This window comes from Luteibacter sp. 22Crub2.1, from assembly GCF_900167995.1.
GTDB lineage: Bacteria > Pseudomonadota > Gammaproteobacteria > Xanthomonadales > Rhodanobacteraceae > Luteibacter > Luteibacter mycovicinus.
The window spans coordinates 280,750-301,630 of the sequence record NZ_FUYT01000003.1; the positions used below are offsets into that span (position 1 = coordinate 280,750).

Below are 20,881 nucleotides of genomic sequence, written 5' to 3' on the forward strand. Positions count from 1 at the left end.
GATAGAACCTGGGGCGAGCCAAGACAATGACCACGATGGATTCTTCCGCGCGCGAGCGCACCGAGACGGCCGATGCCGCCGTCTCCGCCAATAACACCACGGACAAGGCGCCTGCCGCCGGCTACCGCAACGACCCGCCGCCGGCCTTCGCGCTGACGCCCCCGCACAACCCTGGCCAGATGCGCGTCACCAAGCGCAACGGCGGCCAGGAAGTCGTCGACGTGAACAAGATCGTGCGCGCGGTGACCCGCAGCGCCGACGGCCTGTTCGCGGTCGACCCCATGCGCGTCGCCCTGAAGACGATCGGCGGCCTCTACGATGGCGCCACCACGCAGGAACTCGACCAGCTGTCGATCCGTACCGCCGCGGCGCTCACCGCCGAGGAACCGGAGTACGGCCAGCTGGCCGCACGCCTGCTCGCCGCCTTCGTCGACAAGGAAGTATCCGGTCAGGACATCCAGTCGTTCTCGCAGTCGATCTCCACCGGTTTCGACCTGGGCATCCTCAACGAGCGCCTGCGTGACTTCGTCCAGGTCAATGCGCGCAAGCTCAACGACGCCATCGACACGACCGGTTCGCGCCGCTTCGAGTACTTCGGCCTGCGCACGGTTTATGACCGCTACCTGCTGCGTCACCCGACGAAGCGCTTCGTCATCGAAACGCCGCAGTACTTCTTCATGCGCATCGCCTGCGCGCTCGGCGGCAACGACGTGGCCGAGACGCTCGAGCTGTATCGCATGCTGTCGTCGCTGGAATACCTGGCCAGCTCGCCGACCCTGTTCAACGCCGGTACGGCGCACGAGCAGCTGTCGTCGTGCTTCCTGCTGGACTCGCCGCAGGATGCCCTGGAGTCGATCTACGCCAAGTACGGCGACGTGGCCCAGCTGTCCAAGTTCGCCGGCGGTATCGGCCTGGCTTACTCGCGCATCCGTTCGCGCGGCTCGCTGATCAAGGGTACCAACGGTCACTCCAACGGCCTCGTGCCCTGGCTGAAGACGCTGGACGCCTCGGTCGCCGCGGTGAACCAGGGTGGCAAGCGCAAGGGCGCCGCCTGCGTGTACCTCGAATCCTGGCACGCCGACATCGAGGAATTCCTCGAGCTGCGTGAGAACACCGGTGACGACGCACGCCGCACGCACAACCTCAACCTCGCCAACTGGGTGCCCGACCTCTTCATGCGCCGCGTGGAAACCGACGGCGACTGGTCGCTGTTCGATCCGAAGATCGTGCCGCACTTCGTCGACACCTGGGGCGCGACGTTCGAGGCCGCCTACGAGAAGGCCGAGGCCGAGGGCCTGGCCGCCAAGTCGATCAAGGCACGCGAGCTGTACGCCCGCATGCTGCGTTCGCTGGCACAGACCGGCAACGGCTGGATGACCTTCAAGGACCGCTCGAACGCCACGAGCAACCAGACCGCGCGTCCGGAAAACGTCATTCACCTGTCCAACCTGTGCACCGAGATCCTCGAAGTCACCTCCGAGGGCGAGACCGCCGTATGCAACCTCGGCTCGGTCAACCTGGCCCGCCACGTGGTGGACGGTCAGTTCGACTACGAGAAACTCGGTACCACGGTGCGCACCGCCGTGCGTCAGCTCAACCGCGTCATCGACCTCAACTTCTACCCGATCGCCACGGCGAAGACGGCCAACATGAAGTGGCGTCCGGTGGGTCTGGGCGTGATGGGCCTGCAGGACGTGTTCTTCAAGCTGCGCCTGCCGTTCGACTCCGAAGAAGCGCGCAAGCTGTCCACGCGCATCCAGGAAGAGATCTATTTCCACGCGCTGTCGATGTCCAACGAGATCGCCGAGCGCGACGGTGCCCACCCGGGCTTCGACGAAACCCGCGCCGCCAACGGCGAGCTTCAGTTCGACTACTGGCCGGCGGCCACGCCGACCGGCGTAGAGGGCCGCTGGGCCGAGCTGCGCGAGAAGATCAAGGCCAAGGGCCTGCGCAATTCGCTGGTCATCGCCATCGCTCCGACCGCCACGATCGCTTCGATCGCCGGCTGCTACGAGTGCATCGAGCCGCAGGTGTCCAACCTGTTCAAGCGCGAGACGCTCTCGGGCGACTTCCTCGTCGTCAACCGTTATCTGGTCGACGAACTGAAGACGCTTGGCCTGTGGACCGCAGACGTGCGCGATCAGATCAAGCTCGCCGAAGGTTCGGTGCAGGGCATCGCCGCGATTCCGGCCGCGCTGCGAGAGGTCTACCGCACGACGTGGGAACTGCCGCAGAAGGCACTGATCGATCTCGCCGCCGCGCGCGGTGCGTACATCGACCAGAGCCAGTCGCTGAACCTGTTCATGGAAAACCCGAACATCGGTCAGCTGTCCTCGATGTACATGTACGCGTGGAAGTCGGGCATCAAGACGACGTACTACCTGCGTTCGCGTCCCGCCACCCGCATCGCCAAGACCACGGTGAGCTCGTCGTCGGCCTCGCTGCCCACGCCGGCCGCTCCGGTCGCCGATGCGCAGGAGCAGGCCGAAGCCGCGGTGTTCTGCTCGCTCGAGAACCCCGAGTACTGCGAAGCCTGCCAATAAAAGCAACGCGCCCCTACAGGGGCGCAGCACCCCTGTAGGAGCGCGCCCCGCGCGCGAAGCCGCTGCCTGCGCCAAACGTTCCAGCATCGCCGCTTCGTTGGTTTTTCGCGCGCAGGGCGCGCTCCTACACGTATTTAATTTGAGGTAGCCCGATGTCCGCTTCTCCCGTCACCCGCGATACCCACATTCTCGATCCCGGCTTCGAGCTGACCCTGCGGCCGATGAAGTACCCGCAGTTCTACGAGATGTATCGCGCGGCGATTCGCAACACCTGGACCGTGGAAGAAGTGGATTTCTCGCTCGACACCACCGACCTGAAGTCGAAGATGTCGGACGCCGACCGGCACCTGATCCACCGCCTGGTCGCGTTCTTCGCCACCGGCGACACCATCGTGTCGAACAACCTGGTACTCAATCTGTACCAGCACGTGAACTCGCCCGAAGCACGCATGTACCTCTCGCGTCAGCTGTACGAAGAAGCGCTGCACGTGCAGTTCTACCTCACGCTGCTGGACACTTACATTCCGGAACCGGCCGAGCGCAACAAGGCCTTCGCCGCGATCGAGAGCATTCCGTCGATCCGCCAGAAGGGTGAGTTCTGCTTCAAGTGGATCGACTCGATCCAGAACCTCAACCGCCTCGAGACGCGCGAGCACCGTCGCCAGTTCCTGCTCAACCTGATCTGCTTCGCCGCGTGCATCGAAGGTCTGTTCTTCTTCGCCGCCTTCGCCTACGTGTACTACCTGCGCTCGCGTGGTCTGCTGCACGGCCTGGCCTCGGGCACCAACTGGGTGTTCCGCGACGAGTCCGGCCACATGGCGTTCGCCTTCGAGGTCGTGCGCACCGTGCGCGAGCAGGAGCCGGACCTCTTCGACGACCAGATGCGTCAGGAAGTCGAAGCGATGCTCGAGGACGCCATCGCCTGCGAGACCCAGTTCGCCGCCGACGTGCTCTCGGGCGGCGTGGCCGGCCTGTCGGTCAACGACATGCGCCAGTACCTCGAATACTGCGCCGACCAGCGTCTGGTCCAGCTGGACATGCCCAAGAAGTATGGCTCGAAGAATCCGTTCGACTTCATGGACCTGCAGGACGTGCAGGAACTGACCAACTTCTTCGAGCGGCGCGTGTCGTCGTACCAGGTCGGCGTGCAGGGCGAGGTCGCGTTCGACCAGTCGTTCTGAGGAAACGGGGGACCCTGTATGATGCATGCTGCACTGCAACAGGAATCGTCCCCCATGACCGCGATCGACCGCCCCACCGAGGCTCGCGTCCTCGAAATCGTCTTCCCCGACCACACCAACCACCTCGGCACGCTGTTCGGCGGCCAGGCGCTGGCGTGGATGGATAAGGCCGCCTTTCTGGCGGCCTCGCGTTACTCCCGCCAGATCGTCGTCACCGCCCGTTCGGAGCAGGTCGACTTCCACGTGCCCGTCCGTAAAGGCCAGATGGTCGAGCTGATCGCCACGGTGATTTCGGTGGGCCGTACGTCGATGAAGATCGACGTGGCGATGTACACCGAGGATCTGATCACCGGCGCGCGCGAGCTGTGCACGCGGGGCACGTTCACGATGATCGCGCTGGACAGCGAGTACAAGCCGACACCCGTGCAGCCGCTGCCCGCGGCCGCATGAAAAGAGGCGCTTGACCTAGAGCGCACTCGAAGGCGTAGGCTTTCGGCATGACCACCTACCTGACCATCGCCGAGGCCGCCCTGGCGACCGGCCTGACCGTCCATACCCTGCGTTATTACGAGCAGATCGGCCTGATCGACCCGGTGCCGCGCCGCAGCGGCCAGCGGGTATACGGCGAGCACGAGCTCGCCCTGCTGCGTTTCGTCGTCCACATGCGCGCCACCGGCATGTCGATGCGTACGCTGCAGGAGTATTCCGAGCTGCGCCGCCAGGGTGAGACGCCCGACAGCATCCGCCTGCGCGGCGACCTGCTGGCACGCCACGCCGCCTTTCTGCGCGACGAACTGGTCACCCTGACCGAGACGATCGCGCGGCTGGACAAGAAGATCGCCATGTACCGCTCGGCGTATGGCGAGGAAGGTGTGTCATTCCCTGAACCGGCGCCTCCTGCCGTGACGGCGCCCCCGCCGCCCACGGCGCGGCCCCGCGAAAAGACCCCCACCTCCCCGCGCAGGAAACAGGCATGAAGACACGCAAACTCGGTAAGAACGGCCCGGACGTATCGGCTCAGGGCCTCGGCTGCATGGGCATGAGCGAGTTCTACGGCCCCGGCGACGAGAAAGAGTCCATCGCGACACTGGAAACCGCGCTGGATCTGGGCATCACCTTCTGGGACACCTCCGACGCCTACGGTCCGCACACCAACGAGGAGCTCATCGGGCGCGTCCTCAGCGGTCGTCGCGACAAGGTGTTCCTCGCGACCAAGTTCGGCATCGTGCGTGACCCCAACGATCCATCGAAGCGCGGCATCAGCGGCCGCCCGGAATATGTGCGCGAGTCGGTCGAAGGCAGCCTGCGCCGCCTGAAGACCGATCACATCGACCTGTATTACCAGCACCGCGTGGACGCCAGCGTGCCCATCGAGGAAACCGTCGGCGCGATGGCGCGGCTGGTCGAGGAAGGCAAGGTGCGTTACCTGGGCCTTTCCGAAGCCTCGGCGGAGTCGATCCGCAAGGCGGCGGGCGTACACCGGATCACCGCCCTGCAGAGCGAGTACTCCCTGTGGACGCGCGATCCGGAAACCACCGGCACGCTGGCCGCCTGCCGCGAGCACGACATCGGGCTGGTCGCGTATAGCCCACTGGGCCGAGGCTTCCTCACTGGTGCGATCACCTCGCCGGACGACTTCGCCGAGGACGACTATCGCCGCAACAATCCGCGTTTCGAGGGCGAGAACTTCACGAAGAACCTCGAGATCGTCCAAAAGGTCCGCCGCTTCGCCGCCGACAAGGGCTGCACGCCAGGTCAGCTGGCACTGGCGTGGGTGCTGGCCAAGGGCGAGGACATCGTGCCGATCCCGGGCACCAAGCGTGTGAAGTACCTGAAGGAAAACGCCGGCGCCGATGACGTCAGCCTTACGGCCACCGAGATCGCCGAGATCGACGCGGTGTTCCCGCCGGATGCGGCGCTTGGCGACCGTTATCAGAGCAGCATGATGGGCTTCGTCAACGCCTGAACGCCCGGACAGCCGCCCCGATACCGGGATCCGGTCCCGGGGCGGTCGTCCCTTATAATGGCGGCCTTTACCGCCGCCGTTGCCGCCATGTCGTCCCCCGAACATTCGCCCCTGGGCAAGTCCACCGTCTACGCGGATCGCTATGACGCCGGCCTGCTGTTTCCCATTCCCCGCCAGGGCAAGCGCGATGAGATCGGCGTGGCGGAAGCCGCGTTGCCCTTCCACGGCGTGGACGTGTGGAACGGCTACGAGCTTTCGTGGCTGGATAAACGCGGCAAGCCGCACGTGGCGGTGGCTGAATTCCGCTTTCCGGCGACGACGCCCAACATCGTTGAATCGAAGTCGTTCAAGCTGTATCTGAACAGCTTTGCCCAGGAACGCGTGGCCGATGCCGCGACACTGCGCCAGACACTGGTCCGCGATCTTTCAGCCGCCGCGGGTGGTCCGGTCGGCATCGTCCTGCACGCGCCCGGCGAGCTGGACGGCACTCCGATCTCGGAACCGGAAGGCCTGCTGCTGGACACGCAGGAGCTGGACTTCGACAGCTACGGCCCGCCCAGGGCGGATTTTCTCGTCGCGAACGACGGGGACGCCCGCGAAGTACTGGTGTCGCACCTGCTCCGCTCCAACTGCCCGGTCACCGGCCAGCCGGACTGGGGCAGCGTGCAGATCGCCTATACCGGCAAGCCGATCGACCGCGCGGGCCTGCTTCGCTACCTCGTCTCCTTCCGTAACCACACGGAATTCCACGAGCAGTGCGTCGAGCGCATCTTCATGGATGTCACGGCCCGCTGCGCGCCCCGCGAGTTGTCCGTGTACGCCCGATACACCCGTCGTGGCGGCCTGGACATCAATCCGTTCCGCAGCACGGACCCGGCCGCCGTGCCGGCCAACCCGCGCGGCGCCCGCCAATAATGAATGACACATTCATGCGTTCTTCATTGGTCTTGCCTTTAGTTGTGTAGCCTGTACTCTGCGGCGGCCAAGGGGATCGGCCCCGATACCGCCCCGTTCGAACCTGACTCGTCATTCCGGAATCCAGACATGAAGCTTTCCTTCCGCTCGTACGCCCTCTGCACGGCCACCGTCGCCGGCCTGCTGGTCCTCACCGCCTGCGGCAAGAAGGAAGAGCAGCAGAACACCGCGCCGGCCGCTGCCGCGACCGCCCCGGCTCCGGCTGCCGCCCCTGCGGCGGCGACCACGGCGCCGGCCGCGCCTGCCACCTCGCCCACCGCCGCTGCCGCTCCGGCTGCTCCGGCCGCCGCCCCGGCTGCGCCGGCCGCCGCCAGCGAGTCGCTGAAGGTCGGTTCGGTCACCCTCGGCAGCGCCGTCGGCGCCGACAAGAAGGTCGCCAAGGCGAAGAACGCCTTCGCCCCGGGCGACAAGACCATCTACGCTTCGGTCGCCACCGAAGGCACCACTGCCGGCGCTACGCTGAACGCGAAGTGGACCTTCCAGGACGGCGAAACGACCACCACGGTCAGCGACATCAGCCAGTCGATCAGCACCGACGGCCCGGCCGTCACCACGTTCAAGATCCAGAATCCGAACGAGTGGCCGGAAGGCAAGTACAAGGTCACCGTGTCGCTCAACGGCCAGGCCGTGGGCAACGAAGCCTTCGAGGTCAAGAAGAAGTAATTCATCGACCCCGATGTGATGGAAAAGGGCAGCGAAAGCTGCCCTTTTTTTTGGGGCCGGCGTGCATTGCCGATGAGGCAACAGGGTCGCGCGCCCGCGCGGATGCGTGTAGACCGTGTCAGCGAGCGGTGAGAACACGCCTCACCGCGTGAAGACGCTCCTTTCAGACCGGCGATGGTCGAATGGCATCCGACTCGACGCGGCGATGGACGCCCGGCGGGGCGCCATCAACCAACCCGCATCCCTAGGAGAAACATCATGCTTCAGTGGGCCGTTATCTTCTTCGTCATTGCGCTGATCGCAGCGATCTTCGGTTTCACCGGCATCGCCGCCGGCGCAGCCAGCATTGCGAAGATCCTGTTCGTGGTCTTCCTGATCCTGTTCATTCTGTCGCTGCTGTTCGGCGGTCTGCGTCGCGGGCCGAGGATATAAGCCTCGACACACCCAGGTAAGAAAGAAGAGCGCCCCGGCCCCAGACCGGGGCGTTGTTCTGTCTGCGGTACGGATTTCCCACACTGAGGGCCCAGGCCATGAATCGCATCCTCGTGACGCTGCTTGCGTTGTCCATGAGCGGCACCGCCATCGCCCAGCAGGCGAAGACGACTGCCACCGATACCGACTTTATCCGGCGCGCCAGCAGTGCCAGCCTGACCGAGATCGCACTGGGCAAACTCGCCGCCGATCAGGCGTCATCCAGCGACGTGAAAAAATACGCTGAACGCATGGTCGCCGACCACACGAAGGCAAACGAGTCGCTGGGCAAGCTTGCGGGTAGCAAGGGCGTGCAGATCGCGGTCGCACCGGAGCCGGCGCAGCAACAGGACATCGACCGGATGAAGGGCCTGGACGGTGCGAAGTTTGACCGCGCTTACTCCGATGCGATGGTTCGGGACCACAAGCTGGCCACAGGCCTCTACGAACTCGAAGCGGAAAAAGGCGAAGACGTGGACATCCGCGATTACGCGCGCGGCCAGTTGCCCATGCTGAAGGAACACGAGAAGCTGGCACAGAGCCTGCCGCCGTTCTGACGTCGCCGCGAGGCGCCGTCGATCAGGCCGGATGCCGCTTCAGAAACTCACACGCGCCGGTTGTCAGCACCTAAGCAGTTGAGCCCTAAGTGGCGTGATTGGGCATACCCAGCAGTTCCGACAGTCCACCCCAGAGCAACTGGATGCCAATGCAAAAAATCACGAAGGCCAGCAGCTGCAGAATGACCTTGGTGCGCTCCTTGCCCAGCCGGTGCCCTATCCGGTCGGCGTAACGCATGCTCAGATAAATGCCGACACTGATCGCAGCGAGTGCGATCGCTGCGGCCACGAAGTGCACCCAGTCGACGCCATGGCGCGGTGAGCCGGTACCCACGGCGATGGCCACCGCAATGGAGCCCGGCCCCACGGTGAACGGCAGTGTCAGTGGGTAGAACGAGGGGTCGCCATGGTGCCGGTGCACTTTGGTGTCGTCCTCATCATCGTCGTCCGAGCCGTTGAGCATGCGCCAGCCAGCGGCCGCGATGACCAGACCACCGCCGACCCGCAACACCGGAATCGAGATGCCGAAGAAGGCGAGCACATAAGCGCCGATGAACAGCGATCCGGTCAGCACGAGCAGGCTGTTGAGGGCGACTTGTCGCGCAAGGCGCTCGCGCTCGTCCGCCGTGGCTACCACCCGCGACGAGCAGCACGTCAAGCTGGTGCTGTCCGATCCGGTCGACCCCGGCACGGAAAGTTACGGACTGGCGATCCACGCCGCACGCGCCGTATCGGCGCAACCCGGGGCGAGCGATACCTTCCGCTAACTTCGACAGGTGTACGCTCGACGGGCTTCCAACCACAGAGAGATGACTCATGGAATACCGTTCGCTTGGCGGCTCCGGCTTGCAGATTCCCGCCCTGATCCTGGGCACCGCGACCTTCGGTGGCGGCAACGAGTTCTTCAAGAAATGGGGCGACACCGACGTCAAGGAGGCAACCTCCATGGTCGACGCCTCGCTCGAACTCGGTTGCAACATGTTCGATACCGCGGACGCCTATTCGGGCGGTTTGTCGGAAGAGATTCTCGGCAAGGCCATCGGCGGCCGTCGCGATCAGGTGCTGCTCTCGACCAAGACCGGCATGGGCATGGGTGCCGGCCCGAACGACATCGGCACGTCGCGTGACAAGATCATCCGCAGCTGCGAAGCGAGCCTGAAGCGTCTCGGCACCGACTACATCGACCTGTACCACCTGCATGCCTTCGACGCGCTCACGCCCATCGAAGAAATGCTGCATGCCCTCGATACGCTCACGCGCGCCGGCAAGATCCGTTACTTCGGCGTGTCCAACTACTCGGGCTGGCACCTCATGAAGATGCTGGCACTGGCCGACCGCCACGGCTTCACCAGGCCGGTCATCAACCAGGTCTATTACGCCCTGACCGACCGCGAATACGAGTGGGAGCTGATGCCGCTCGGCCTCGACCAGAACGTAGGTGCACTTGTCTGGAGCCCGCTTGCCGGCGCCAAGCTGACCGGCAAGGTCGGTCGCCACAAGAAGCCCGCCGAAGGCAGCCGTGCCGCGACGGACGCGACCTGGGCCGTGCCGGACGAGCACCTGTTCGCGATCACCGACGTGCTCGAAGCCCTCGAGAAAGAGACCGGCCACAGCGTGCCGCAGATCGCCCTCGCCTGGGTGCTCTCGCGTCCCACCGTGTCAGGCATCGTCATCGGCGCACGTAACGTGACTCAGCTGCGCGACAACCTGGGCGCCACGTCGTTCAAGCTGGACGCCGACCAGATCAAGCGTCTCGACGACGCCAGCGCCACGCGTCCGATCTATCCGTACTGGCATCAGCAGGCGACTCTGGCGTCACGCAATCCGAGTCCGGTGACGTTGGGTAAGTAACGTTCTGCAGTGCGAGCCACGCACGAGCGTGGCTCGTATCATGCGCTCTGGATTTTTAGGAGCCACAGCGTATGCCCGCCGACCTCATCATCCGCAGCCTCACGTATGACGGCAGCGTGCTTCATACGACGATCAATGTTGCACTCCTGGCTATCACCACGACCGGCAACGCGTGGGCCTGGCGCGCACGTCCGTTTCGCGCGTGGCTGCCGTGGCTCTCCGTGTTCGTGGTTATGACGGCCATCCAGATCGGTCTCTGGTTCCTCGCGAACGCGGCAGGTATCTCATGCATATGGTCGGCGCTGGCAGGTGTGGCGCTGATCCAATGGCAACGAACGGGTGCTCAGGACAGGGCTTCACGCCTGGCGTTGGCCATCGCGGCAGCCGCCGGCCTGGTCGGCATCGCGCTCTATCTCGTCTGGCTTCCGCCGATCACCACCATCGCGCATCTGATATCGGCAGTCGTGGGGGCGCTGCTGTACGGGGCGGTCGCGGGGCGGCCGGTGGCACACCGGGAATTCACCCGATAGTCGACGGCCAGGATCATCGCCGTACGATAATGGTTGACCTCACGCAGCACGCGTCGCGCGCCCTCGGTTTGAACGGTCAAGTAAAACTTGACGATTGATTCAGCTTGCTCGCCGTCTGCCCAGATTATCGCCTCACCATCTCTGGTCGCTTGGACCGGAGACGGTGAGGCGCATGTATGCGAGCGTTGCAACAAACCCTTCGATCGCTATCAAACCCTACATACGATCGCCCTTTCCTAAAGATCCGGCGTACCTGCGCAATTCGACCTCTGTCATGCGCGTGGGAATAGCCTCGGGGAGACGTCGCACCCACATTCTCGCGATGTATTTCAGCCGCCGAATATCCTACTCGCGCGCTGTCAGGGAGCCCGTGGCAGAGGCCATCCTGATGATGTCTCAGCTGCCAGAAAGGGTGTGGGAGGAGCTGCTGTGGCAGATGCGCGACATCGCTAAAAATCGGGGGTAGTGTTCAAGGGCTAGGAAATCCCAACAAACGTATCCATCGAACCTCTGCTCCTGCTGATCGCACTTACCACGTCCCGAGCAGGGAGGCGGTAACTTCTAGCTATGCGCCGGGGGCAGGAAGGCGCAAATGGTTCCGACGATCTCCTTGAACTCATCCCTATGCCTTTCAAGGAGGTAGTCAAAGATCTGCTCTTGAGTGGCGATCTTTTGGTCTTTGATGTCGTGGTTCAAGCTCTTGCCGTGGGTGTAATCGCTCTTATGCGTTTGAAAAGGGAAGTCGGCATCCTCTTGACTAGCCCTTAGCAGAGCTTTCTCTATGCTTTCCAGCGGGATGGTGTGAATGCCCGGGTCCCCTGCAAATTTCTCGTTTTTCTGGTCGGCATCGAGGATTGCAATGACTTTATCCTTCGGGGCCAAGAACTCTTCCGTTCCATTTTTGTTGATGAGCTCGGCGATCTGAGAACCCCCACCGATGAAGATGATTTTGTGACGCAAGAGAGTTTTTTCGCAGTTCTTAGACACAATATGACCGATGAAGGCAGTAAGCATCTTGTCCTCAGTCAAGATGTATCTGTCATACCCCGCAAATCCAAACAGTCTCGCCATCGCGTAGCTGTAGGAGATCGGCTTAATTGTGACCTCGCCATCCTCCCCCTCTATGTAGAACAGTTCTTCAACTTCTAGCTGCCGCATCAGTGCGAGCGAGTGCGTTGTGAAGAGGATTTTTCGGCCGTATTGTGCGCAGAATCCGCGCAACCAATTGGGCAGATTTGCTTGAGCAGCAGCGTCTAGGGACAGATCAATCTCATCAATGACCAAGAGCCTTGAGGGCCCCTTGATGGTGCGGAAGAGATTGATTAGGAAGTGCTCGCCGGAGCTTAGATAATCTTCTCTGATGTATGTCCCGTCGTCCCTGACAAGGGCATAGTAGCTCTTCCCCTTGAGTCGAACCTCGACCATTGCTGAGTAACGGTCGGTCTCGTATACCGCATTCAAAAAGGAGATTAGCTCTTCTGGGCTGTCGTAGGTTCCAAAGGCAATGGCGGTCCGAATGTCTTGGTCAGCCTCGCTAGCGCTTCTGAAGTAGTTGAACCGGGCTCCATATGGCATTGGAAGCTCGGCAGCAATAAGCTGGCGCAGTTTTTTGGAAATCTTCTCGCGACAGTCGAGCGAGCGAACAACGTTGTTGTAGGAAAACGTCACCTGTTCGCCGTCCAGGTCATAGACGATCTTGCTTTCCTCCGAGAACGCGTAGGGTGTCGCTGTTCGCACGAACGTGTCGGAGTTGGAAAGATTGCGAAGCGCTCTAACCAAGGTCGTCTTTCCCGCTCCGTTTCGGCCGACGAGACACATCAGTCCGCTCTGGGAGAGATCCACATCAAGGTGCAGACGAGCAACGTGCTGGATGGCGTCCAGCGTCACTTGTAGGCGACTCATTGGGCAGACCTGTGTAGCAGGCTATCAATCACAGTGGTACCGAACTTGCTTCTTAGCTTTTCGAGATAGTCTGGGTCCGCAGAATGAGCATAGCTAACGAGGCCACTAAGGCGCTCCAACCCTTCTTCCATCCCCTGATTGGGAGTCTCCTCAAATATCCTCAGTAACTTCGCGCGGTCTCGCAGATAGAAGTGAATCCAGGATTCAATTCGGTTCCGAACATCGCGATCAATAGCGACATCCCCGCTTGGAAGAATAACCAACCCCAAGTGCTTGACCTTACGACCGATAGTGGTCAGTTTGCTCTTTGCGGGGTTAAGGCTGAATCCGTCGCCGATCTCAACAGCAAGACAGTCCTCGATGATGGTGCCCGCATCCGAGAGATCCGCGCGGTCCTGTGATGACACCATGATATCGTCGGCGTAGCGCGTATAGATCCATCCCCGCTCGTGACTAATCTGTGCTAATCGCTGATCGAATGAGAGTAGGCAGGCGTTGCTCAGAATAGGCGAGGTGGAAAAGCCGATAGGCAGTTTGTCATCGACAGTTAGGAGCTTGAGGATATGCTCCAGATGATTCGTCAGGTCGGCAACTGGCGTCTGGTTTTCCACCAAGACTTCGCGAATCAGCGGACTCGTAATGCTGTCGAAAAACCGCTCCAGATCTGTCTGGAAGAACGCCCTGCTCTTCGCGTGCGGTTCAACGGCTTGTATGAGGGTCGCGCCTCTGCGGTACGCAAAAGAAACCGAAGCATCGACAGGTAGATGATCTAGAAGAACCCGGCTCAGGAAGGCGTGGAAGTCTTTAAGAGTGCTGGACGGCTTATAGATGGTGCGGCTCTTCCAGCGGACCTGGCTGTAGTTATTCTCGGACTGAAGGGTCAAAAACTGTTCAAAGAGATATTTGCCGTGAAACATGGCGTCGAACAGCTTAAGGAGCGGCTGTGGGGTCATGGGTCGCGGCCTATCACTTCATGGAATGAAGGGAAGCGTAGCCCATCACGTGCCAAGACTGCACATACGAAATGCCCGGTCGGGCGTGAGCCTGCGACCGGGCATACGTAAGTGAATGAAACGCCCTAGGGACCAGACATTAGACCGGAGCTACTCCTGGTCGCTGGTATAAGAAAATCCTAGCATGGACTTTCCGCGCCATTCAAGGCCCTGCTTCAGGCCGTCCAAGCGATGGCGCCCCGTCACAGAGGGACGCACCGTGGCACGAGGGAAGATGCTACCGCGACGATTGTTCGGATTGCCGGGGCTTGGGGGGAGTGCTGGCGCCGCTCGTAGGGCTGCCCTACGAAATGGCAAAGTGGGCGAGAATGTCGATCGGTCGGAACTGGGAGCGTGAGCTGTCAGACGTGACCCCTCACTCCCAGCTGCGACTGACGCGGTGGACGGCCGTAAGCACCACTACTATCACGGCCCAGAGTGGCCTACATAGGCGTCGTGCAGCAATGCAGCGCTTGGAGTAGGAAAATCACGAGGCTTGAGAATTCGTCGACGCGCAGAAGAAATCAGCCGAAGTCTGAAGCTTAGCTCGCTTCTAGCAAGTGCACGCAATTCGTGCGCCGCCGAACTTCAGGTTAAGCATCTCAAATATTGGCGTTCGCGCCAAACCTTGAGTTAAGGCACCGGACGACAAGTGGCGAGGGAGAAGATGGTGCGCCTGGAGGGATTCGAACCCCCGACCAATGGCTTCGGAAGCCACTACTCTATCCGGCTGAGCTACAGGCGCTGATGCTGCGGTCGGGCATTGTAGCGGGAATCCCCCGGGCGGCCTAGCCTCAGTGTCAGGCCCTGGCCGCCAGGGGCTCAGCGCCGGCCGCCGTGGCGCGAAGGCTTTCCCTGTAACGCCGGCTGCACGGCAGGACCGTGCCGTCGGCCATGTGCAGGCGGGCTTCGCCCGCGTCCAGCGGCTCGATCGAGGTGACCTGAGCCAGTTGCACCACGTAGCTCCGATGCGCGCGGACGAAGACCGTCGGGTCGAGCTTGGCTTCCAGGGCGGCGAGCGTCGTCCGCAGTGGGTAATCACGCCCGCGGACCCGCAGGTTCACATAATTGCCCGAGGCCTGCGCCCACTCGACGTCCGCTGTGGCTACCAGAAAATCCCGGCCCAGCTTGCGGACAAGAAAGCGCTCGGGACGGTCGACGGGCTCTACGGGCGGCCCTTCATCCGGAATGTCGAGCAGACTGGCCTCGCCTTTGACGTGTCGGCCGAACCACTCAACCATGTGGCCGACGGCGACGATCGTAAAGAACGTGCGGATGTCCTTCAGATATTCGTAGACGAACTGCAGGCCCAGCGACCCGGGATCGTAGTGGGCGCCGCCAAGGGTGTAGCCGAGCAGCCGGAGCAGGTCCATGCCGACGACGTGACCCACGCACCAGGCGAGACTGCCGGCGAAGTACAGCGGGAGATAGCGCCGCCACGTATCCGCATGCAGCGGCCAGCGGTCGCACGCCCGCAGGAGGAAGGGCAGCATGAGCAACGAGACGAGGACGCTGCTGAATTCGTTGACGGCGATCTGCCAGGTGGCGACGTGGATGTCGTAACGGTCCGCATCGATCCGCGCGGTCATCGTGTTGCCGATCGCGGCCGCACCGAAGACCGTGCCCCAGAAGACGATCATGAAGAGGCGACGACGGCGGTGAGCCTGGTCGAGTTCTTTGCCGGGAGGTGTGGGGGTGGCTTCCATCCGCCGGATGATAGCCGTGTCGCGGGTTGGAATCGCCCGCGGGGCGCGCTCCTACGTAAAGAAGAAGGGCCCCTTGCGGGGCCCTTCGGTGCATCACTTGGTCTTGTAAAGCTCGCCCAGCCAGTCGGGCTTGCTCTTGTCGCGTTCCAGGTGCGGGTACATCAGGCCGCCGTGGTAGTCGATCTTGATGGTCTTGTAGTCATCGAAGTTCTTGACCAGCAGCTCGATCGGCGCCTTGTCGGTCTTCGCGGTGGTGACGGCTTCCTTCAGCGCGTCGCCATCGAATTCCTTGTTGTTGACCGCGACGATGTGCATGCCCGGCGAGAGGCCGGCATTGAAGGCCGGGCCGTCCCAGCGCACGTCGGAGATATCGCCCTTGGACGACACGGCGAAGCCGGCCGAATAGGTGAGATCGACGTAGTGACGACGGCCTTCGAACGCCTTGACCGCTTCCGACGGCTTGTCGTTGTAGACGAGCTTCCAGCCGCCGCGCTCGATGCCTTCCAGGTCGCCCTTGTGACCGTCGATGCGGTCGTGCAGGTAAGTCGCCCAGTCGTACGGCGAAATGCCGTTGAGCGTCGAGACCACGTCTTCGAAGGTATACGGATTGACCTTCCAGTCGCCGTCCTTCATGCCGAAGAACGCCTTGGCGAAATCGTCGAGGCTACGCTTGTTTTTGGTCAGTTCGCGCAGCTTGGTGTCGACGTCGAGCCAGACCATCTGGCCGCCCGAATAATAGTCTTCACTCATCTGGTAGTTGCGATACGACAGCGGACGACGCTGCGCGATCGTCGGATCGTTGGTCGTGTCACCGATGGTGCGCCAGGACAGACCCGGGCGACCCTTGTCGTACGTAGCGGCGACGAGTGCGAGCACGTCACGCGCCTGATCCTGCGAAACGAGGCCCGAGCGTGCGGCGACGACGTTGCCCCAGAACTGCGTCTGGCCTTCATACACCCAGAGCAGGCTGTCGCCCATCGGCACGTTGAAGCTCGGCGTGGCGAGGTCGGCACCGCGACGGTACTTGCCGTCCCACGAGTGGTTGTATTCGTGCGAGAGCAGGTCGCGTCCCAGCCAGCTCTTGTCCCACTCCGTGAAGTAGTTGGGCTGTGCGCTGTTTTCGGACGAACGGTGGTGCTCCAGACCGATGCCGCCGAGCTTGTCGGTCAGCGCCAGCAGGAAGTCGTAATGGTTGTAGTGACGCGCACCGTAGAGCTTGTCCATCTGCTGGACGAGCTTGCGGTGGATCTCGAGCGCTTCGGGCTTGATCTCGAGCGCCTTCGCGTTGTCGGCCACGATGTTCAGGTGCACCGGCGACTTACCGTTCGGGTCGAGGTCGACGCGCTTGAAATAGCGACCGGCAAAGATCGGCGAATCGACGAGGTCGTCGTAGTTGATCTCCTTGAAGGTCACCGTGTCGCCATTCTTGCTGGCCTGCTCGAGGGCGGTGCCGAACTGGAAACCGGCCGGCAGCTTCACGGACGCTTCGACGTTGACGCGATCGGCGCGGTAGCCGGCCGGATACAGGGAGACCTGGTTCCACTGCACGTTGACGATGTCGGGGGTCATGACGATCCGACCCTGACGCGTGTCCTGCGGGGTCAGCGTCTGAAACTCGACGTCGACCGACGAGGCGCCGGCGGGCACGTCAATGTGGAAGGCGTAGACGTTGTACTCGTCACGCTTCCACTCGAGGCGCTTGCCGCCGGCGGTCACGATGAGACCGGCGAACTGGTCGATCGGGCCGGTCGGCGAATGGTGGCCCGGGATCCACTCGGGGAACAGCAGGGTCAGCGGACCGGCCTGCGCGGGAATGGATTCCTTGACGCGGAAAATGCGGTGATCGGTATCGGTAGCGTCGACGGCGAGCTTGACGGTACCGGCGAACGCGACGTCCTTCGGCGGCGGAACATCGTCCGCGCGGACGGCGGTGGCGCCTGCGCTGGCCAGGGCGGCCAGAAGCGCGGAGGCAAGGATGGTGGATTTCACTGGAATTCTCCCGTGGAGCGTGTGGATCGCCCGGCCATCCCTGCGAGCGGGTCGGCGCGGTCCCCTGCGGTCCGCGCAAGCCTTCGATGCTAAACGTCATGGTCCGGAGCGCCCTATGCCAGAGGTCACGGTCACGGCACTCCGGAATTTCGTAAAATGCCGCGCCCGCCCATGCGGGACCGTACGGCGCCGGAGCCGACGGACATCATCAGGAACAGGGAACACCATGCATAAGGTCATGCGCACGGCGGTCGTTACCGCTCTTCTCGCGATCGCTCCGATCGCCGCCCAGGCCGACGGCTAGGCCTTTATCACTGCCTCGGCTGGCAAGTCGCACTACAACGGGGATACCGGGGAAAGCGGCACGTATTCCTATTACGGCATCGACGCGGCCGAGCATGTCGACAAAAAAGACACCGCTTTCGGCGTCACCGGCGGCTACCGCTGGATGATCGACGACGTGTTCTCGATCGGACCCGAAGCCGGCTTCGTCGACCTGGGCAAGTTGTCGGACCGGGTGGATGCGACCTCGCCAGGCCGATGGACGGAGACCGACCGCTCCGAGATCAAGAACAAGGCCGCGCTACTGGGCATCAATGCCAAGTGGATGCTCGGCCACTCATGGTCGCTGGGCCTGCGCACAGGCTTCCTTCACATGTGGTCGCGCCTGCGCAGCGATGTCGACGGCGTCGATCTCTACTATTCGCCGGGCAGCCGCGACCACTATTCGTACAAGAACTCGTCGCACGACAACGGTTTCTACGGTGCGTTGAACGTCGGCTATGACTTCACCCGCAACTTCGGCGTCACGCTGGGTTACGAGCACTACCACGGCGACTACAAGAGCGATGCGGGCAGCATCAGCCAGAAGATCGGCGTGTGGGCGGCGGGGGCTGAGTTCCGGTTCTGAGAAGTAGGTAGTCTCAGGTGCAAAAAAACGGCCGCATAATGCGGCCGTTTTTTTGGCTAGAAATAAATAGCACCCAGTGCTACCCTAAGCCATGGACGAATGGACGCAAGGGCCAGCGGGTGTTCAAGACCGCGTGGTTCGCCAGGATGGCGAAAAAACACCTGATCAGCGACTCGGAGCTACGAAACGCGGCGCTCGAAGTCATGCGCGGCCAAGCCGATGACCCGCAACATGCACAGGTCTATCGTGGTCGCGAAAGGACGGCGGTACTGGATCTTTGCCTATCTGTTCGCGAAAAAGGATCGGGCAAATATCGACGACTCGGAACTCGCCGCGTTCAGGAAGCTTGCGGCACTTTACAGTCGAAAGGTAGAGCAAGACATCGACAAGGAAGTGGCGATCTCGGAACTCATTGAGGTACGTAATGAACGCTAATCGTAAGCATAAGAGCGACGCATTCGAGGCGATTCACAGCGCCGTGTCCGGAATGCGCAGAGCTGGGACCATCGACAAGGCAACCATGCGGGACTTCGATGATCTCTGCATCGCTACACCCCCAATGATCGACTCGTTGCAGATCAAGCAGCTTCGCGAGCGGAATCATGTGAGCCAGCCGGTATTCGCGCGCTACTTGAATACGAGTGAGAGCACGGTTGAGAAGTGGGAATCCGGGGCCAAGAAGCCTAGCGGCATGGCGCTGAAGCTTCTTGCGGTTGTCGCCAAGCATGGACTCCAGGTGCTGGCCTGATACCTCAGGTCCGCGCCGGAATCTTCAATCCGCGCTCCACGCCAGGCCGCGACGTGCCACGTTCCAGCCACCCGATGACGTTCTGGAAGTCATCGAAGCCCACCAAGTCACGGGCACCATAGAACGTCACCAGATTATTGACCCAGCCCAGCGTGGCGATATCCGCGATGGTGTACTCATCGCCGACGATCCAGTCCTTACCGTCGAGCTGCCGGTCGAGCACTGCGAGCAGTCGTTTGCTTTCCGCGACGTAGCGCTCCAGCGGACGTTTATCTTCGTATTCGCGGCCGGCGAACTTATGGAAGAAGCCGACCTGGCCGAACATCGGGCCGATGGCCGCCATCTGGAAAAAGACCCACTGGATCGTTTCCCAGCGCTTCGCTTCGTCCTTCGGCAGGAAGCGGCCGGTCTTCTCCGCGAGATAAAGGAGGATGGCGCCTGATTCGAACAGGCCGAGTGGCTTTCCGCCTGGACCGTCCGGGTCGATCATCGCAGGGATCTTGCCATTCGGATTCAGCGACTCGAACTCTGGCAGCTTGCTCTCGTTCTTGCCGATATCCACGAGGTGGACCTCGTAAGGAATGCCCAGTTCTTCGAGCATGATCGATACCTTGACGCCATTAGGCGTGGGCAGCGAGTAGAGCTGAATACGATCGGGATGCGCGGCGGACCAGCGCGAGGTGATCGGAAAGGCGGAGAGGTCGGACATGAGGCATACCTTCGGGCCATAAAGCACCGAAGGTAGGCCGTCGGCGCGTTCGATTCAATGGCCGCAGAGTTGCGCGGACCGAGCCACGGACTCTTGCTATTCGGTGGCGTGACGATTGCCACCCTGCTTGTCATTGGAGTAAGCCTGCTTATCTGGCCTCCTGAACACCTCGGCATCTGAAGCAGCTTCGCCGAGGCCCATGGCGAGGGTCGGCCGTGACTGCCGCACGTTGTAGCCATACCTCGACACGTAAACCCGCACCAAGCCGAGCGCTGCGTAAGTCCCTGGCGCGAAGCGGCGCCACGACGGGCATTGGCAATGCATGCCCTGTCGGCAAGTCCCAAGGCGCGGCGCCGCTGGGATCGGCACAACGGCGGCGCCCTTCCTAGAATGCCGCCCCACGTCCGCAACGGGACGTACCGTCACCACCCACCAGAAGGGAATCTCCCATGCAAAAGATCTTGCATGCGACGCTCGCTGCCGTCGCACTCGCTTCGCTGTCCTTACCGGCTGCCGCATCGACCGGCACCTTCCTGAAGTTAGGCGCAGGCGAAGCGCGCTATGGCACGGGCGAGAAGCGCTTCGACGGAAAGAAGCACATGTCATACGACGTCGTCGGCGGTTATCGCTGGCAGATCGCCAATACGTTCGCGCTGGGCGTCGAGACGGGCTATGTCGACCTCGGCGGCAGCACCCACCGCGTGGCGGATCCGGCGGCGAAACAGGACACCCGCAACAGCCGCCGTCCGATCCCCGGTAAACCGCAGAACAAGCCGAAGCGCCCCGTTCCCACCTACTGGGAGAAATCGACCCTCAGTGCGCGCGCCTTCGTTCTCGGCGTCAACGCCCGCCGGCAGGTCGGCGAACAATGGTCGCTGACCACGCGTAGCGGCATCGCTCGTACGCACACGGCGCTGGAGGTGCACACGCGTCGGAGAAGCGCCGCCGTCTCCACCTCGGGGATCACCCCTTATCTCGGCGCGGGCATCGGCTTTGCCGTCACGCCGAATACCGATCTCTCACTCGACGTTTCGCGCTATGCGCTCGCAGGAACCCGCGTGCGGGCGGGCGGCACCCGCATGCACGTTCATACGATTCACGCCGGTCTGGAAATGCGTTTCTGAGACCCTGGCTGCGCCGGACCGCCCCCTGGCGCCGACGCGACCGACCGGACGTTCTTTCGAAAAG

General features: G+C 62.4%; 22 protein-coding genes and 1 tRNA gene. 16 read left to right on the plus strand and 7 right to left on the minus strand.

The genetic code is table 11. The features are described 5' to 3' along the window. The first annotated feature begins 26 nt into the window (after nucleotides 1–26). The 9 genes from B5X73_RS04395 to B5X73_RS04435 all read left to right on the plus strand — a co-directional run bounded on the left by B5X73_RS04395 (nucleotide 27) and on the right by B5X73_RS04435 (nucleotide 8,356). Nucleotides 27–2,543: a ribonucleoside-diphosphate reductase subunit alpha gene (locus B5X73_RS04395; protein ID WP_043691807.1), complete on the plus strand. Its 2,517-nt coding sequence runs from the start codon at nucleotides 27–29 to the stop codon at nucleotides 2,541–2,543. Nucleotides 2,544–2,695: 152 nt separating this feature from the next. Beyond that, complete coding sequence (locus B5X73_RS04400) at nucleotides 2,696–3,724, plus strand: ribonucleotide-diphosphate reductase subunit beta (RefSeq protein ID WP_036116501.1); 1,029 nt, start codon at nucleotides 2,696–2,698, stop codon at nucleotides 3,722–3,724. Nucleotides 3,725–3,778: 54 nt separating this feature from the next. Next, complete coding sequence (locus B5X73_RS04405) at nucleotides 3,779–4,174, plus strand: acyl-CoA thioesterase (protein WP_036116503.1); 396 nt, start codon at nucleotides 3,779–3,781, stop codon at nucleotides 4,172–4,174. 47 nt (nucleotides 4,175–4,221) lie between these two features. Next, nucleotides 4,222–4,701, plus strand: coding sequence for a MerR family transcriptional regulator (locus B5X73_RS04410; protein WP_043691804.1), 480 nt, complete (start codon nucleotides 4,222–4,224; stop codon nucleotides 4,699–4,701). Then, complete coding sequence (locus B5X73_RS04415; protein WP_079520718.1) at nucleotides 4,698–5,690, plus strand: aldo/keto reductase; 993 nt, start codon at nucleotides 4,698–4,700, stop codon at nucleotides 5,688–5,690. Before B5X73_RS04410 ends, B5X73_RS04415 begins: the two co-directional genes overlap by 4 nt. An 87-nt stretch (nucleotides 5,691–5,777) precedes the next feature. Continuing rightward, on the plus strand, nucleotides 5,778–6,605 hold the full coding sequence (queF, locus tag B5X73_RS04420; RefSeq protein WP_079520749.1) for an NADPH-dependent 7-cyano-7-deazaguanine reductase QueF: 828 nt from the start codon (nucleotides 5,778–5,780) through the stop codon (nucleotides 6,603–6,605). Between the two features lie 129 nt (nucleotides 6,606–6,734). Then, nucleotides 6,735–7,328: a hypothetical protein gene (locus B5X73_RS04425; RefSeq protein WP_036116508.1), complete on the plus strand. Its 594-nt coding sequence runs from the start codon at nucleotides 6,735–6,737 to the stop codon at nucleotides 7,326–7,328. 258 nt (nucleotides 7,329–7,586) lie between these two features. Then, nucleotides 7,587–7,760 carry a DUF1328 domain-containing protein gene (locus B5X73_RS04430; protein WP_036116509.1) on the plus strand — a complete coding sequence of 58 codons (174 nt, stop codon included), beginning with the start codon at nucleotides 7,587–7,589 and terminating at the stop codon, nucleotides 7,758–7,760. Between the two features lie 98 nt (nucleotides 7,761–7,858). Next, nucleotides 7,859–8,356 (plus strand): DUF4142 domain-containing protein, encoded by a 498-nt coding sequence (locus tag B5X73_RS04435; protein ID WP_079520719.1) that lies wholly within the window; start codon nucleotides 7,859–7,861, stop codon nucleotides 8,354–8,356. A gap of 85 nt (nucleotides 8,357–8,441) precedes the next feature. Here the strand turns inward: B5X73_RS04435 and B5X73_RS04440 are convergent, their stop codons facing one another. Continuing rightward, nucleotides 8,442–8,993 carry a MarC family protein gene (locus tag B5X73_RS04440; protein WP_176167717.1) on the minus strand — a complete coding sequence of 184 codons (552 nt, stop codon included), beginning with the start codon at nucleotides 8,991–8,993 and terminating at the stop codon, nucleotides 8,442–8,444. Between B5X73_RS04440 and B5X73_RS20905 the strand changes: the two genes are divergently transcribed. From B5X73_RS20905 to B5X73_RS21255, 3 genes are all read left to right on the plus strand, one after another. Beyond that, nucleotides 8,983–9,123: a hypothetical protein gene (locus tag B5X73_RS20905; protein ID WP_176167718.1), complete on the plus strand. Its 141-nt coding sequence runs from the start codon at nucleotides 8,983–8,985 to the stop codon at nucleotides 9,121–9,123. The two genes, B5X73_RS04440 and B5X73_RS20905, sit on opposite strands and share 11 nt — an antisense overlap. A 49-nt stretch (nucleotides 9,124–9,172) precedes the next feature. Next, a complete protein-coding gene (locus B5X73_RS04445) occupies nucleotides 9,173–10,207 on the plus strand; it encodes an aldo/keto reductase (RefSeq protein WP_079520721.1) in 1,035 nt (344 codons plus the stop codon). A gap of 71 nt (nucleotides 10,208–10,278) precedes the next feature. Beyond that, the gene (locus tag B5X73_RS21255; protein WP_254857221.1) at nucleotides 10,279–10,737 is read left to right on the plus strand and encodes a hypothetical protein; all 459 of its coding nucleotides are present in this window, start codon (nucleotides 10,279–10,281) and stop codon (nucleotides 10,735–10,737) included. 561 nt (nucleotides 10,738–11,298) lie between these two features. Here the strand turns inward: B5X73_RS21255 and B5X73_RS04460 are convergent. From B5X73_RS04460 to B5X73_RS04480, 5 genes are all read right to left on the minus strand, one after another. Beyond that, nucleotides 11,299–12,624 (minus strand): ATP-dependent nuclease, encoded by a 1,326-nt coding sequence (locus B5X73_RS04460; RefSeq protein ID WP_254857222.1) that lies wholly within the window; start codon nucleotides 12,622–12,624, stop codon nucleotides 11,299–11,301. 11 nt (nucleotides 12,625–12,635) lie between these two features. Continuing rightward, nucleotides 12,636–13,592: a reverse transcriptase domain-containing protein gene (locus B5X73_RS04465; RefSeq protein WP_079520725.1), complete on the minus strand. Its 957-nt coding sequence runs from the start codon at nucleotides 13,590–13,592 to the stop codon at nucleotides 12,636–12,638. 707 nt (nucleotides 13,593–14,299) lie between these two features. Further along, nucleotides 14,300–14,376: transfer RNA gene (locus B5X73_RS04470), tRNA-Arg, on the minus strand. 55 nt (nucleotides 14,377–14,431) lie between these two features. Further along, a complete protein-coding gene (locus tag B5X73_RS04475) occupies nucleotides 14,432–15,337 on the minus strand; it encodes a LytTR family DNA-binding domain-containing protein (protein ID WP_079520726.1) in 906 nt (301 codons plus the stop codon). Between the two features lie 93 nt (nucleotides 15,338–15,430). Further along, nucleotides 15,431–17,296: a M61 family metallopeptidase gene (locus B5X73_RS04480; RefSeq protein ID WP_254857228.1), complete on the minus strand. Its 1,866-nt coding sequence runs from the start codon at nucleotides 17,294–17,296 to the stop codon at nucleotides 15,431–15,433. Between the two features lie 340 nt (nucleotides 17,297–17,636). On the opposite strand from B5X73_RS04480, the gene B5X73_RS04485 reads away from it, so the two are divergent. From B5X73_RS04485 to B5X73_RS04495, 3 genes are all read left to right on the plus strand, one after another. Then, nucleotides 17,637–18,236, plus strand: coding sequence for an outer membrane beta-barrel protein (locus B5X73_RS04485; protein WP_079520728.1), 600 nt, complete (start codon nucleotides 17,637–17,639; stop codon nucleotides 18,234–18,236). 219 nt (nucleotides 18,237–18,455) lie between these two features. Then, nucleotides 18,456–18,671 carry a type II toxin-antitoxin system RelE/ParE family toxin gene (locus B5X73_RS04490; RefSeq protein ID WP_254857223.1) on the plus strand — a complete coding sequence of 72 codons (216 nt, stop codon included), beginning with the start codon at nucleotides 18,456–18,458 and terminating at the stop codon, nucleotides 18,669–18,671. Beyond that, the gene (locus tag B5X73_RS04495) at nucleotides 18,661–18,984 is read left to right on the plus strand and encodes a helix-turn-helix domain-containing protein (protein WP_036116525.1); all 324 of its coding nucleotides are present in this window, start codon (nucleotides 18,661–18,663) and stop codon (nucleotides 18,982–18,984) included. Before B5X73_RS04490 ends, B5X73_RS04495 begins: the two co-directional genes overlap by 11 nt. A gap of 4 nt (nucleotides 18,985–18,988) precedes the next feature. Here the strand turns inward: B5X73_RS04495 and B5X73_RS04500 are convergent, their stop codons facing one another. Then, the gene (locus tag B5X73_RS04500; RefSeq protein WP_079520729.1) at nucleotides 18,989–19,693 is read right to left on the minus strand and encodes a glutathione S-transferase N-terminal domain-containing protein; all 705 of its coding nucleotides are present in this window, start codon (nucleotides 19,691–19,693) and stop codon (nucleotides 18,989–18,991) included. A 449-nt stretch (nucleotides 19,694–20,142) separates the two neighbouring features. On the opposite strand from B5X73_RS04500, the gene B5X73_RS04505 reads away from it, so the two are divergent. Continuing rightward, nucleotides 20,143–20,817, plus strand: coding sequence for an outer membrane beta-barrel protein (locus B5X73_RS04505; RefSeq protein WP_079520730.1), 675 nt, complete (start codon nucleotides 20,143–20,145; stop codon nucleotides 20,815–20,817). Nucleotides 20,818–20,881 lie beyond the last annotated feature (64 nt).